This is a genomic window from Pedobacter kyonggii (assembly GCF_004310665.1).
Classification (GTDB): domain Bacteria; phylum Bacteroidota; class Bacteroidia; order Sphingobacteriales; family Sphingobacteriaceae; genus Pedobacter; species Pedobacter kyonggii.
On the sequence record NZ_SIXF01000028.1, the window covers coordinates 1 to 14955 of the forward strand.

Here is a 14955-nt window from a genome sequence, read left to right on the forward strand (position 1 = left end):
AAAGCCCATTGACTGAATGTGTTTTGTATTTGAGAACAGCTTAACACAAAGCCCATAACAAAATCCATCGGAGAAATCTTCTTTGCACTGCGCTGAAGAAAACCACTGCTTCGAGCTATAGTATCAATGGTTGATCCATTAAAAAAAATATCAAATCTTTTCTTTATTTTAGAGTTGAAAAAGCGGCTTGTAGACATTGTCAAATGTGTTTAGAACTACAAGTTGCTTTTTCCCTTTTAAATAATAATCACAGACTTTTCAACCTTTGTCAATATCATTAACTTGACGCTAATGCGAACCTTCCGGGAGAGAAATCTTTGAGCTATGTTTATTGGGATAGTAAAGATTTCTCCTCCGAAGGAGTTCCTTTGGAACACTACGATCAAAATGATGATTTATCATCAGATGTTGTTTGGTAAACCTTTTTGCTCTTTAATGGAAACGGGCCTAACGCGAAAGACACTTTAACATTAATTTGAAACCAGCTTTTTAGCCTCACTTTCGCTGCTGATAAAGACTTTGTATACCTGAGTAATTTTCCATTCGCCTTCTTTATCTTTTTCCATGATGACAAAGTTTTGTTGTGCGCCATCAAATAATTCGTAATCAATATCTACACGTGTAATTACCAGGGCATCGGTTTCGGAAACAATACTAGAACTGATATTGCAATTGCGCTGAATTACGCCTTCATTTTTCTTCATTTGGCTTAATACATCACTTGCTTTATGTTTAATTACCCTTACATCTCTATTCGAAGTAAAAACAGCATCCTCACTTAAAACAGCTTTTAACTTTTTATAGTCAGAATTCATGTAGCTGTCCATATAATAATTGATAACCGATTTATGACTTGCAGTTGGTTTTTCAGCTGCAAAAACATTATTTGTGATTGTAATACCTAGTAATAAAATCACTAAAGCTTTTAGTCTCATAACTATCTGTGTTTTTTTATCAAATGTCGGCTGGAATAAAGAAAAATAATATGCAGATAACACCATAATGATGAGGTAACTAAAATGTGATAAAATGAAAAGGTTATGTTTTCGTTTGATTAATTAACTCAAGTTGTTAGTTATGGTATTATTTTATTTAGCGTAAAAGCGAAGATGAATAATGTGGTTTTCAGGAGCCATCCCTTGAAAGTCACAGCATGAAGCTTTCTGAGGAATAATCCTTTGATCTCACTAATGGTTGTTTCTACCCTTTTACACATATATTCTTTGATAAAGGCAGCGCTTGGGCTGTCTTTTCTTTTGCATTGGATTTCCGGTGTACCTTTAAAGCGATCTGTTCAGTTTCCATTAACTGATCCTCGATCTCATAGTTGGTATACGCTGAATCAGCAAATATTTCACTTTCAGCAGGCAGCTCCATGGGTAGTTTCTTTAAAGCTAAAGCACCATGCTCGCTACCTGGTACAAAACCAAACTCAACCGGAATCCCATCTTTAGTGACCAATAGCTGTACTTTTACACCATAAAAGTACCTTCGCATACTGGTTTGTTTGCCATTCCACTGTTTATCCTTTAATATTTTAGCATTTGCTATTCGGATATTGTCGCATACAACAACAGGAAACGAATCCAATACATAACCCATTTCACAGCTGATATACTTAAAATAATAACCAACTTGCATAAACAGGCTGTATATCAATTCAGAGACAGCATGTAATCTGCGGTTAAATCGGCTTTTATCCAGCATTCCTGGTATCATTCCTGTCATCTTCATAAACTGTCTTGCTTATCCTGATGGCCACCGAAATATAATGAGGATACAACCGGGGAAGTAATTAATTCGCTGTCGCTAACCTGTCTGCGACTGTCTTCATAATGGCTACTTGTTTTCAACAAATCATCTATAAAAAATATTCCTATAATTTTATCCTTTGTAAGCATCAGACTGAGTTTTTAGTTGTCGTAAACCAAAGTTCTCTTTTCTGATGCTTAATTCTTTATCTTTTTATCTCGCAACTTGAGTTAATTAATTAGTTCAGTAGGTTCTTACCAGATGTGCACGAAACCAAATCAATAAGCAATTTAGGCGGTATGAAAATCCAAAAATGTGCGAAAATCATCATTATGAATAGAAAGAGGCTTTAAACGTAAAAAAGCAAACCCCAATCCTGGCAGTTTGCTTTTTTAATCATTATTAACCTAAACAGGAAAAAACTTCTACAAATTTCGTCCTGCAAGAGCTTCAAAAATAGTTTCATCCTAACATTCAAAATATGCAGAAATCACTATTTATACTTTAGTTCAACCTACTCTTTCTGTATTTTAGAGGGGTAATATTGAACGTGTGTTTAAATAACCTGATGAATGAGCTTGGGCATTCAAACCCTACTAAACCTACTATCTCGTTTAACGAATAAGTGGTAGTTTGCAATAATTTCTTAGCTCTGTTTAATCTTAAATGCACTAAAAACTGGTATGGGCTAATTTCATATGCTTCCTTAAATGTTCTTAACAAGTGGTTAACCGATAAACATGCCTGTTCGGCAATATTTTCTAATGTTATATTTTCATTATAATTACTGCTAATGTATTCTTTAGCGAGTGTTAATCTTTTTAGAACCTCTTCTCTGGTTTTTGTTTTGATAAAGCTGAGCTTATCCAGTTTCTGAAGCACTTCCTTATCGTAAATTTTATAATAGTTTAAAAGGCAGTGGTACATATATTCATTAATCAGCATTTCATCTTTCAAACCTTTATCGAGCTGGTTTTTTAAATGCAGCACATTAAAACGCATATCGCCATTAAATGGATACAATGATTCGATAAATGCTGGTGTTCCTTTGGCCTCTTTTCCATCAAGTAAACTTTCATTGCTACTAGAGAAAGTATGATAAAAATCTTTAATGAAATTCTCTCCGAAAGAGACCGAAAACGTATTTACCGGGCTTATAGAATCTATTTTGCTACAAAAATTTGTTCCTGCATTTACTACGGCAAATGTATCCGGGTAAATGCTAAACTTGCGCTTATTAATTTCGCAGTTTTCGGTTCCGCTGAAAACAAATTTAATGGTGTAGGCATCATTCTGTTGCTCGTAAAGTGCCTCACAGGTACTTTCGCTTATAATTTTGTTTCGATTGCTCAATTCCTTTACGTATCTCATGGCATTAATCCTCGTTATAGTTACGTTGTTCCAAAATGATAAAATCGTTACCATAAGGATCAGAAAACTCGATACTTAAACCATCACTTAAGTAAGCTGGTCTATTTTTAAAAATAACCCCTCTCGATTTTAGCCTGCAATAATCTTTTAAACAATCATCGCTGGTTAATACAATTTTATTGGTCTGGTTTTGATGCTTTTGTTCTGACAGCAAAATATTAGTTTCGTGATCTACCTTAACCATGATTCCTTTTTCCTTTTCAGAAATCATTGTCGATTCTGTAGGCATCCCTAAACAGTTGGCATAAAATGCATCTGCATCATTTAGTTGCTTTACTTGCACATAAAAGAATTTTGCAGATTGGTTCATTGCCTTGTTTAATTGTATGATGTAAAATTAAACTGAAATTGAACCCAAAGCATCACCCAAAAAGGGTGATTTTCGCATTTATTTTTTAGCAGAATATAGGTATAGATTAAATAAAGCGCTTTTCTTTGGCTGTTTTAATCGCTTCTGATTTAGAATTTACATCAAGTTTGATGTAAATATTTTTTACATGGCTTCTTACGGTTTCCTGATCAATAAACAGATCGTTTGCGATTTGAGATTTTGTCTGTCCGTTTGCAATCCGATCTAATATTTCGGTTTCACGTTTAGTTAAGGGAGAATTCAGGTTTTTTTGAAAAGAATGCATCACAATGCGCGCTACATTTGTACTCATGGCCCCTCCCCCGGTACTCACTTCTCTTACGGCATCTATAATTTTTGAAGCACTCGAATTTTTGGTGAGGTAACCACCTGCGCCCATGGTTAGGGCTTCGAAAACCAGTTCGGGCGAATCGAAAACGGTGAGGATAATAATATTCGCGTTGGGTAAGGCTTTTTTGATAAAAGGTAAGGCTTGCAGCCCGTTGGTGCCGGGCATCTGGATATCGAGCAAAATCACATCCGGATGATCAGCCTCTAAGTGTTTCTTGGCCAAATCGTAAGATGCATAAGCGTTTACGACTACAAATTCTTCAACATCACTTAATAACGATTCATAACCCATTCTTAAAATATCGTCATCTTCGATTAGAACAATTCGTAAATTCTGGCTCATTGTTGTGGTTGGTTTTAATTAAGACGCTTTTAGTGCTATTTTGTAACAGGAATTCTGGTAGAAATTGTTGTAGTGGTGCCTTTCCCCTTAATAGAAGAAATCTGAAAGGTCGATTTTATACGCTTGCAGCGCGTTTGAATATTGTTTAGCCCTCTTCCTTTCTGTACCGTTTCAAGATCAAAACCTTCGCCATCGTCTGTTGTCAAGATGTTTACTGTATCATGATCGGTTTCAATAACCATAATCAACACTTGAGTAGCTTTGGCATGTTTTAACACATTATTTAACATCTCCTTAAAAATTAATGTTAGGTTTCGGTTAAACTCCATCGATAGGTGCAGTTTTTGGTATTTGCTTAACACGCCCTCCATTTTAAATGTAACGCCTGTATTTTGGAAAAGATCGATTCCAAAATTTTTAATGTGCATCAATATCTCAAAAAGATTATCGCTATGCGGGTCTAGCGCCCAAAGGATATCTTTAGTTCCGGTATACAACAGACTGGCATTCTCTCTGATTAACCTGATGAGTTCTTTTTGCTCTTTTTCTGTTCCAGCTACCTTTTTATCCAAAATTTCGGACAAAACATTAATCCGCGTTAGTTTATTGCCAATATCATCATGAAAATCTTCTGCAGTTTGCTCCCTTATTTTTTCCTGTTCTTTTAATTTTAACTTTTCGAGCTGATATTTTTTGCGTTCTCTGGTTTTAAAAATCAGGTAAAAAATAAGCCAGATCAGAAATATAAGCGCCAAAAACGCAATGATCTTAAATATAATGGTATCGTAATATGGTGGTACAATGGTAAAGCTGAATTGCTCTACATTCGATTGCTGACCATTTGCAATCGCATACACCTGGAAGGTATAACTACCTGGCCTTATGGCCGAGTATTCGATCTCCGTGTTGGGTACCGGCTTACTGAAATCGTTATCTACCCCAACCAGTTTGTAGCGGTAAAGAACGCTTTCTGGATTGGTGAGGTAAACGCCTTTAAAACTTATCGAAACGTGGTTTTGACTATAATTAAGTTTATAAAATTTATCGCCTTTTCCGTTCAGATCAATTGAAATATCTTTGGCCCGATCATTTTTATGAAAAACACTTACCTGTTGAATACGGATAAAAGGGTTCTTTTTATTCTCTGTAAGCACATTGGTTTTACACTGGATGAGTCCATTTATGGTACCCACCAATATGCTGTTTTTATAATTGATAATTGCGTTTTGGTTACACTCAACAATTAGCGGATGATCTCTAAAAACTTCATAATTTTGTTGCCGCTTATTAAAAGTTAATTTGTTAATCCCCCGCCCTGTTCCGGCCCATAAATTATTTTCATTATCGGTTGCAAGACTATAAATATCATTTGAGTTTAACCCGTTGGCAATAACATAACGTTTAATGGTTTTTGTTTTTAAATTCCATGTGATGATTCCGTCGCCAAGCGTAGCAAAAATTAAATTATCACCCTGTTTAATAATACTCAGTACGTAAACATTGGTGAGCGATTTGATGCGAAATGTTTTATCTATCTTTTTGTTTTTGATCAGCGTAACGCCATTTGAAGTACCAAGAAACACGCTATCCTTCCGCAAGGGATAAATACACGATAAATAACCATCAAATCCGCTTATTCTTTCGGTTTTCCCATCCTTTAAATAAGTAGATGACATGAGTCCGTTTATCCAGATCCCCCCTTCTTCATCTTCAGCTATCGAACTGTTATCAAACCTATCTGGTTTTAATACCTGGCTAAATTTCTGTCCGTCGTATTTCCAAATACCATTGCCATAGGTAGAAAACCAAATATTTTTTGATTTATCGGCATAAACGAAGTAGATTTTTTTATCCTTAAAAGCGGGGATGTCAACATTTTGTACATCTTTACCATCATACCTAAAAACACCTTTGTTAAAAGTGCCAAACCAGAGGTTATCATTTTTATCTGCCGCTATTCCGCTTATTGGATAAGCCAGATTCTTGCCCTTAAACCTATTGTAACGAATAAAAGCATCGCCTTCATATTTGTAAATACCATCACTAAAACAAGATATCCAGATATTATTTTCAGCATCGCTAAATATTTCGTTAACCTGGTTATCGCTTAATCCATTTTCTCCGTTAAAATTGATGATTGAGCCATTTTCATTGATAAAGTAAGCCCCTTTTTCCGAACCCACCCACATATTTCCACGATGATCCTGCGCTATGGAATAATAGGTATCGATACCCGTTTTTTTAAAAAACGGTTTAACTGTTCCATTCTCCATCACATAAATTCCACGGTGGGTTAAGAGATAGACCTTATTCTTTACGGTTTTATCAAATAATAGCTTCCGGATTGATAAAGTATTGATGGCCGGTGGTAACTCTTGATAGATTACCCAGTTGTTATTCTTTAGCTGATAAATGCCTTTTCCTGATGCAACAGCATATAGGTTTCCAGCGCTATCGCTGTTTATGGTATGGATACTTTTACCGGCGATGGAATAAAAAACAATTTTATCCTTTTCAATTTTGAAAAGCTTATATTCACTTATTCCCCAAATAATACCCAGCTTATCTTTAAGCAAATGGCTTACCCCTTTCCCAGAAAATAAGGTGTTTATTTTTCCGCGCTTAAGTATGCTAATGCCTGTTTCGGTGCCAAAAAGCACTTGTCTTTGGTTATCCTCTACAATGCAGTTTACCGAGTTCGATCCTAATCCATCAGCCTTGCTGTATGAGGTAAATTGCCTGCCATCGAAATTACTTACCCCGCCAAAAGTGCCAAGCCAAAGCGTCCTGTCTTTTGCCTGAAAAATTACCATTACCTGCGATTGAGGCAAACCATCCTTTAGACTGTAATTGGTAAAATTATAGCTTTGAGCTGATAGCTTAAGGCTAAAAAGCAAAATGAAAGAAACTATGAAATTTACTTTGATTATAGACAGTTTACTGCACATGTAATACAAAATAAGCATAATTTCTTTCAAAAGCCATCCCCCTTTTTGGGGGATATTTATGATGCGTTACCCATGTATGGGTCTGTTTGGGTAATTTCTCCGGTTTCTATTTTACCTGCATAACGGTGTTTAAACACGGTGTTGCCAGTCTGCACAATGCTGAAATCGTACCAATTCGCATTTTTAGCCAGATTAAAAGAGATATTTGCCGTCGATTTTGGCTTGATTGTTACTGTTTTGCTTCCCGATTTGTATTTGTTATCTACAATTTGGAGTGTGATTAAACTAGCGCCTTTGTTCTCAATAGCGAAAACCAGGGTACCAGTAAGCTTTTTGGCTACCAAACCACCTTGCTCTGGATATGCTTTTACCACAATTGAAGGATTTTTTTTGCTGCCTACGAAATGCCTGTAAAAACCATTCGGACCGCTAACTGTAAGATCATAAACTTCGTTATCAAAATCATCCAGTTTAATGCTGTCTTTTAACACATCGCCAGCTTTTACCGCATAGGCCCATGTTTTGCCAGCAACACCTTTAAATTTGGCAATGGTATTCATGTTGAAAGGCGCACCAACGGTTTCTATTTCACTACCGAACAATGTTTTTGCCGATTGAAAAGTTAGTTCGATCTCATTGTTTACCTGATTTGCATCAACCATTAAATGATAAGGAAGCGCACAGGCGTGTTTGGTGCCATTCTCCTGCTTTGGTGCATGGATTGATGTTTCACGTGAAAAGGCCTCGAACTTATTAATTTTGGCTACCTCGGTTTTATTCAAAGCGGTTGGACCTACCTGGGCAGGTTTATTTTTTGCATTACCGATATTGGTTACCACAACAGCGCGTTTTAATGGTTCCGGAGATTTGATTTCTTCTCCATTGTATGGCCTAAACACGGAGGTTAAATCGCCACAAATATTCCTTCTCCAATCGCTAATGTTATTACTTTTAATGGTTTTGCCGGTTTTTTTAGCCAACCATTTTTCCATAAACATTAATGATGAAGTATGGTCGAAAACCTGCGAGTTTACAAAACCACCCTTGCTCCAAGGTGAGGCAATAACCAATGGTACACGATACCCCAAGCCAATCGGGCTTCCTTTTCTTGCTTCGAAATCAGTGGCATAGTTTATTCCTTCAGACACCTTTCCGCTGGTCGAATCATCAGGGTTTGGTACCACAAAAGGTGGCTGATGATCGAAATACCCATCATTTTCATCGTAGGTTAAAACAAAAATTGTTTTTTTCCAAACCTCTGGGTTTTTGGTTAAAATATCTAAAGCTTCGCTTACATACCAGGTTCCATACAATGGCGAGCTGGTATGATCAGAAAAACGTTGAGGCGCAACCAACCACGAAACCGTAGGTAATTTCCCGCTGTCTACATCTTTTCTAAACTGATGAAAAATATCGCCTTTAGGCAAATTAATAGTTTCATCCTTCCCTTGGTCATTTTTGAAAGTAAATGGTTCAAGATCGAGATAATCTTTTTGAGAAATGTTTGTGGTAAACGCTTTATCCACTAAGTTTTTTTCCTTCTTAGATAATTTATCGTATTTCTCCTGAACCTCTTTTGCAGTTAAAGCTGGTTTAACGGTACTATCGCCATTTTTTCTAAAGTAAGCCGATAATTTAACGTTGTGCCTACTGATGTACTCTACAGGATTATCGCCGTAATTACCCAACCAATCATCTATTTCACCTTCCGGGAGTTTCGAGGTCCACAGTTCGTTTTGATAAATGCGCCAATCGATACCATTATCTTCTAATGTTTCCTGAAAAGTTGGCCAATCTACAAACACATTATTTTGTGATTCGGCCTGATCGTTATTTACCACCGCAACCCGGTTTGCACTTTTTTCTCCGCGAACGGTTCCTGTAAAAAAGAACAGTCTATTTGGTGTAGTTCCAGTTAGTGATGAGCAAAAATGCTGATCGCAAATGGTAAATGCATCGGCCATAGCATAATAAAAAGGGATATCATTCCGATCGTAGTAAGCCAATGTCATTGGTGTTTTAACAGGCAGCCATTTATCGTAGCGTCCTCCGTTTCGTGCAGCAACCTGATCATTCCACGAATGTGGCAACCCGCCTTGCCAGGTGATTTTCGTTTTGTTAATATCCACATGAAAAGGGGCATAGGTATAACCCTGGCCATCTTTTTGCAACCAAACTTTATTTCCATCGGGTTGAATGTGTGGGTGCGGATCATTAAATCCGCGAACACCTTTCATTTTACCAAACATATGGTCGAACGATCTGTTTTCCTGCATCAGGAAAACGATATGTTCGGCATCGTAAAATGTACTACCCGGTTCAGGGTTAATCGACATGGCTTTTAGCACCGAACTGGGCAAGGTATTGGCCATACCAGTGGCTCCGGCAAACAAAGCCGCTTTTTTTAAAAATTCTCTACGTGAGTCCATAAATTATACAATATAGCTTAGATATCGCAAGTTATAATTTCAGCTGTCAATTAACAATTTTCAGTCGACAGTTAATTTATAGCACTAGTCAGTCCTCAGTCTGGAGTTCAAAGCCGATTAAGCAATCAATCCCAACAATAGAACAATCCACAATGAAACATTCCTGTTTTCAATTGGCAACATGCGGTTTCCAGTTAACCAATTTCAACAATTAACCAGTTAACCTTTTCAACAAACAAAGTTACTTCTGAAACACCCTCACATAATCCACTTTCATACTTGCGGGGAAAATAGATTCGTCTACCCCTTTTTTTCCGCCCCAACCGCCGCCTACGGCTACATTTAAAATAAGGTGGAAGTTTTGATCGAATGGCCAATCGCCAGACCCTTTTTTGGTATTTTTAAACGTGAGGTATTTTTGGTTATCAATAAAGAAATCTATTCTATCTGCAAACCATTCTACTGCATAAATATGATATTCGGTATAGGGATTATCAACCTTTAAGGCCTTCCCAACCTGCGTTTTAATTACGTGGTTAAATTTTTCGGTATGTACCGTTCCATGAACGCTATCCGGATCATAACCGACATGTTCCATAATATCAATTTCGCCGCTCTTCGGCCAGCCACCGTATTTCCCATCGGTTGGTAAAGCCCATATTGCAGGCCATAAGCCCCTGCCCTTTGGCAACATGGCGCGAACTTCTACCCTTCCGTATTTAAAATCGAATTTATTTTTCGTTACCAATCTGGCCGAAGTATAATGGTTGTTTTCCTTGTCTGCTTTTACCGCAGTAATATTCAGACTCCCTTTTTTTACAATTGCATTTGTACTATCTGCATCGGTATAATATTGAAGTTCGTTATTGCCCCAACCCTTTCCACCTACATCGTAACTCCAATTTTTTGCTAAAGGTAATCCGGCATCGTTAAATTCATCAGCCCATTTCAGTTTCCAACCCGCTGCAACAGGTGTTTTTTTAAGCTCTTCGAAAGTTAATTCTGGTTCGTTAGTGGTGATATAATCAACCTGGTGTGCCAAAAGCCATTGAATTTCGGGAGCAGTATTTACGGTCCAGGCATTTACCGTTAATCCTAATTTGTGGGCATTTTCAATCCATCCATCCTTTTGGTAAACGCTAAAATGATAATCTACCCCGGTTAATTTTTCTGCTTTCATTTGCTCAGCACTGATTTCGCCTTTTAAGTAGGCCACTTTTGCTTTTGGTAAGAGCGCTAAAATCCTTTTACAGTAATCGTAATCAAAACTGATATACTCCGTCCACTCCACTACCCCAACTTTCTGAACCATTTCAACACATTTATTGGTCACCTCAATTCCACGTTCTTTACTAACTAATGAAGGTTTGATCTCTAAAATCAGTTTGGTTGTTCTTTGCTTTTTACCTTCCAATAAATAAGCCTCAAGCGTTGGAATTTTTTCGCCATTGCTCATCGTTTTGGTCAATAAATCAGCATAGTTTACTTTCTCGATAACCAAACCCTGAAATTCAGGATCGTGATTAATGACCAAAACATTGTCTGCAGTCATCCACACATCGAATTCCGATCCATAACAACCCAGCTTTACGGCTTCATTTAAAGAAGCGATAGAATTTTGAGGAAAATTATTTTTCTTCCATGCTCCGCGATGGGCAATTACCTGGTTTTTGTTCCAGTTAAATTTTTGAGCAAAAGAGGCAGTAAAAATGAATAACATTATTGCAGAAATAAATACTCGTTTCATATTTGGCATGATTATACAAAAAATCAAAAGTAGATTTTTATCAGAATACTAGTTTAAAATCTATGTAACCTTTGTATTAATAAAAACAAGATAAAGATTTTTTAAATTAATGTGCTGTCTTCTAATTGTTGGTGATGATGATTAACCAAAGCTCCGCTCCTTGTTAAATAATCCCAATTGAAGCGAAAATTATAAGCCATTTGAAATAAACACGTTACCTTATTGCTGGTTTCTTTTAATTGATTAGAACTATTTTTACATTTACGGTGATATGGTGAGCAATAACTACAGCGATTTATTACGGAAGATAGATGAGTTTATCCGCAAATTTTACCTGAATAAAATTTTGCGTGGAAGTATTTATGCCGCTGCCATACTTTTAGGCCTGTATCTCGTTGTTTTTTTGAGTCTTTATTACCTCAACCCAACCGCAGGTTTTAAAACCTTTGTATTTTTTGCTTATCTAATCATTGGTGTTCTACTTGTTGGCTTTTTAATCATCAAACCTTTGCTTTCGATGCTAAAACTGGGCAAACACCTCACTTTCGACGAAGCATCGGTTATCATTGGAAATCACTTTTCCGATATTAAGGATAAATTGCTTAACACCTTACAACTTCACCGCCTTTCTGAAAATCATCCAAATAACAATCATCTCATTATTGCCAGTATCGACCAAAAAATATTGGAGCTTAAACCTGTTCCCTTTTACACCGCCGTTAGCATTAACGATAACCGAAAATATTTAAAATATCTTTTTGTTCCCCTTTCTATTATTCTGTTAATTGCCATTATCGCTCCAGCTATTTTACGTGAAGGCACAAATAGTTTCTTTAAGTACAATGAATACATTGCACCAAAAGCCCCGTTCAGCTTTACTGTTTTAAATAAAAGTTTAACGGTTACACAAGGTGATGATGTAACCCTAAACCTAAAACTAGCTGGTGATGAACTTCCTGCCGAAATTTATGTAGAGGACGGAAAGAACACCTATAAACTCGAAAAAGAGAATATCAGTAAGTTTAATTACAGCATCAAAAATATACAGAGCGATAAAAAACTGGTTTTTAAAGGTGGTGGCTTTAGTTCGGCTGTGTTTACGGTTTCGGTTAAACCACGCCCTGAACTACTAAATGCAACCGCAACTTTAAATTACCCTGCTTACCTGGGCAAAAAACAAGAGTTAATTGCCAATGTTGGCGATATGCTCCTACCCGAAGGCACAAAAGTTACCTGGAACTTTAAAACCGGCCAGAGCAGTTCACTGCTGTTTATTTTAAATGGGGCCGAAAATGTTTTAAAAGTTGAAGATAACGAATCGGCTTTCAACGCCATCATCAGGAGCAATTCAAAATACAGCATCACTCCTAAAAATGAATACGTTACACTCAGAGATTCTTTATCGCATCAAATCACGGTTGTTAAAGATCAATCCCCTAGCATTTCTGTTGAAGAAAAACCAGACTCCGTAAGTAACAAAGCCTTGTATTTTAGCGGTCAGGTTAGTGATGATTATGGCTTTAGCCGCTTAAGTTTTAAATACAACATCAAAGAAAATAACCGCTTTGTGGGTACGGTTACCAAAAATATCGCAATTAAAAGCAACGCGACAGAAAATAGCTTTTTCTATTTCTGGGATTTAAAAACTGCTGCTGTCAAACCTGGTCAGGAAATTGAATATTATTTTGAAGTAGCTGATAACGACGGCGTAAATGGCGCAAAAGTTACCCGATCGGAAATCAAGACCTTTAAGCAGCCTACTAAAAAAGAAACTGCCGAACAGGTAAATGCAAGCAACCAGGCTTTAAAACAGAAAATGCAATCCGCCATACGCCTGGCCAATACCATCGAAAAAGAAAGTAAAAAGATGGCCGAAAGCCTCATCGATAAAAAACAGATTTCTTTTGAAGATAAAAAACAGATTGAAGCCCTTTTAGACAAACAAAAACAGCTTGATGAGGCCGTTAAAGAAATTAAAGAGCAGAACGATAAAAATATTCAGCAACAGGAAGACCAAAAGCAAACTGAAGAACTTCTGGAAAAACAGAAACAGATTAAAGACCTGTTTGATAATGTACTGGATGAGAAAACAAAAGAACTTTTGCAAAAGCTGCAAAACCTGATGAATGAGAAAAATAAAGACCAAACGCAGAATGAGCTCTCGAAAATGCAACTGGATAATAAAACCCTCAAAAACGAACTTGACAGGATATTAGAACTCTACAAACAATTAGAATTTGAACAAAACCTTCAAACCGATATCGATCGTTTAAATGAACTGGCTAAAGAACAAAAGGAACTCGCTGAGCAAACCAAAGATAAAAAACAGGACAATGAATCGTTAAAGCAAAAACAGGATGCACTTAACAAGGAGATGAAAGACCTGAAAGATGATCTAAAAAAGCTGGAAGAAAAAAATCAGTCGCTTGAAAGGCCCAATCCTTTCGAAAATCCTGAAAAAGATGTGCAGGATATACAAAAAGAACAGCAGGACAGTAAAGATGCTTTAGATAAAAAGGATTCGAAAAATGCAAGCCAGAAACAGCAAAAAGCTGGCGAGCAGATGGAAAAACTATCTAAAAAAATGAGCGATATGCAGCAACAGGGTGAAGAAATGGAAAACACCCTGAACGCCAAAGAGTTGCGCCAGCTACTAGAAAACTTATTGACCACCTCTTTTGATCAGGAAAAAGTAATGCTTGCTTTAAAGAAAATGACTGCAGCTGATCCTTCTTATACCAACAACGTTCAGAAACAGCGCAGCATTAAAGACAACCTTAAAACTATCGCCGATAGCTTATACAGCTTAAGCAAACGTGTTCCACAGATAGAATCGACAGTTAATGAGGAAATGAACAAGATTAATTTTAACCTGGATAAAAGTTTGGAAAGTTTGGGTGATAGAAGAACGCCTGAGGCTAACCGTTTTCAGCAGTTTACCATGACTTCTATCAATAATTTAACCTTGATGTTAAGCGAAGCGCTAAGTCAGCTGCAGAATATGCAGAAAAACGGTAAAGGCGGCAGTGGAAAGAAACAAAAGCAAGGGATGAAGCAGCTTTCGCAGATGCAGGAACAGCTGAACAAAAGCATGCAAAAGGCTCGCGAGCAAATGCAAAAGTCGGGAGATAATCAAGGTAAAGTTGGCAAAGGACAAATGAGCCAGGAGTTTGGTAAAATGGCCCAGCAGCAACAAATGATCCGTCAGGCTTTAGAAAAAATCAACCGCGAAGAAAATAAAGATGGTTCAGGTAAAATGGGTAACCTAAACGAAGCCATTAAAGAAATGAAACAGACCGAGAGCGATCTGGTTAACAAACGTTTGCAACAAGAAACCCTAAACAGGCAAAAAGACCTTTTAACAAAGTTATTAGAGGCAGAAAAAGCAGAACGCGATCAGGAAGAAGATGCTAAACGAGAAAGTAAAGCTGCTAAAGAGTTCCCTCCATCCTATCAAAAAATGGTCGATCAGTTTAAAAAACAACAACAAAACGGTAATGATATGCTGCAGAAACTGCCCCCAAGCTTAAATTATTACTATAAAAACAAGATCGCTGAATATTTGAAATCGTTGAATATGGAGCGATAATAGTACAGTTCGTCAT

The 14955-nt window shown here is 37.0% G+C and carries 9 protein-coding genes and 1 pseudogene; 1 reads left to right on the forward strand and 9 read right to left on the reverse strand.

Going from position 1 to position 14955, the window contains the following annotated elements; genetic code table 11:
* The 9 genes and pseudogenes from EYS08_RS26135 to EYS08_RS20405 all read right to left on the reverse strand — a co-directional run.
* Nucleotides 1-197: hypothetical protein (locus tag EYS08_RS26135; protein WP_208745889.1), on the reverse strand; the 197-nt coding region annotated here is incomplete at its 3' end.
* 273 nt (nt 198-470) lie between these two features.
* A complete protein-coding gene (locus EYS08_RS20370) occupies nt 471-935 on the reverse strand; it encodes a Cif family virulence factor (RefSeq protein WP_131031845.1) in 465 nt (154 codons plus the stop codon).
* 140 nt (nt 936-1075) lie between these two features.
* A pseudogene (locus tag EYS08_RS20375) lies at nt 1076-1901 on the reverse strand (IS982 family transposase).
* 355 nt (nt 1902-2256) lie between these two features.
* Nucleotides 2257-3123, reverse strand: a complete 867-nt coding sequence (locus EYS08_RS20380) for a helix-turn-helix domain-containing protein (protein WP_165456529.1) — start codon at nt 3121-3123, stop codon at nt 2257-2259.
* A gap of 4 nt (nt 3124-3127) precedes the next feature.
* A complete protein-coding gene (locus EYS08_RS20385) occupies nt 3128-3493 on the reverse strand; it encodes a VOC family protein (RefSeq protein ID WP_131031847.1) in 366 nt (121 codons plus the stop codon).
* A gap of 106 nt (nt 3494-3599) precedes the next feature.
* Nucleotides 3600-4226 (reverse strand): response regulator, encoded by a 627-nt coding sequence (locus EYS08_RS20390; RefSeq protein ID WP_131031848.1) that lies wholly within the window; start codon nt 4224-4226, stop codon nt 3600-3602.
* A 35-nt stretch (nt 4227-4261) separates the two neighbouring features.
* Nucleotides 4262-7174, reverse strand: coding sequence for a ligand-binding sensor domain-containing protein (locus tag EYS08_RS20395; RefSeq protein ID WP_165456530.1), 2913 nt, complete (start codon nt 7172-7174; stop codon nt 4262-4264).
* A gap of 56 nt (nt 7175-7230) precedes the next feature.
* Nucleotides 7231-9603: a phosphocholine-specific phospholipase C gene (locus tag EYS08_RS20400; RefSeq protein WP_131031850.1), complete on the reverse strand. Its 2373-nt coding sequence runs from the start codon at nt 9601-9603 to the stop codon at nt 7231-7233.
* 241 nt (nt 9604-9844) lie between these two features.
* Nucleotides 9845-11350 carry a glycerophosphodiester phosphodiesterase family protein gene (locus EYS08_RS20405; RefSeq protein WP_131031851.1) on the reverse strand — a complete coding sequence of 502 codons (1506 nt, stop codon included), beginning with the start codon at nt 11348-11350 and terminating at the stop codon, nt 9845-9847.
* Between the two features lie 271 nt (nt 11351-11621).
* Between EYS08_RS20405 and EYS08_RS20410 the strand changes: the two genes are divergently transcribed.
* Nucleotides 11622-14939: a DUF4175 family protein gene (locus EYS08_RS20410; protein WP_131031852.1), complete on the forward strand. Its 3318-nt coding sequence runs from the start codon at nt 11622-11624 to the stop codon at nt 14937-14939.
* Nucleotides 14940-14955: the final 16 nt, after the last annotated feature.

Coding starts and splice junctions, on each gene's coding strand:
- EYS08_RS20390 (WP_131031848.1), bottom strand. CDS start 4,226: ATGAGCCAGAATTTACGAATTGTTCTAATCGAAGATGACGATATTTTA.
- EYS08_RS20380 (WP_165456529.1), bottom strand. CDS start 3,123: ATGAGATACGTAAAGGAATTGAGCAATCGAAACAAAATTATAAGCGAA.
- EYS08_RS20370 (WP_131031845.1), bottom strand. CDS start 935: ATGAGACTAAAAGCTTTAGTGATTTTATTACTAGGTATTACAATCACA.
- EYS08_RS20410 (WP_131031852.1), top strand. CDS start 11,622: ATGGTGAGCAATAACTACAGCGATTTATTACGGAAGATAGATGAGTTT.
- EYS08_RS20405 (WP_131031851.1), bottom strand. CDS start 11,350: ATGAAACGAGTATTTATTTCTGCAATAATGTTATTCATTTTTACTGCC.
- EYS08_RS20400 (WP_131031850.1), bottom strand. CDS start 9,603: ATGGACTCACGTAGAGAATTTTTAAAAAAAGCGGCTTTGTTTGCCGGA.
- EYS08_RS20385 (WP_131031847.1), bottom strand. CDS start 3,493: ATGAACCAATCTGCAAAATTCTTTTATGTGCAAGTAAAGCAACTAAAT.
- EYS08_RS20395 (WP_165456530.1), bottom strand. CDS start 7,174: ATGTGCAGTAAACTGTCTATAATCAAAGTAAATTTCATAGTTTCTTTC.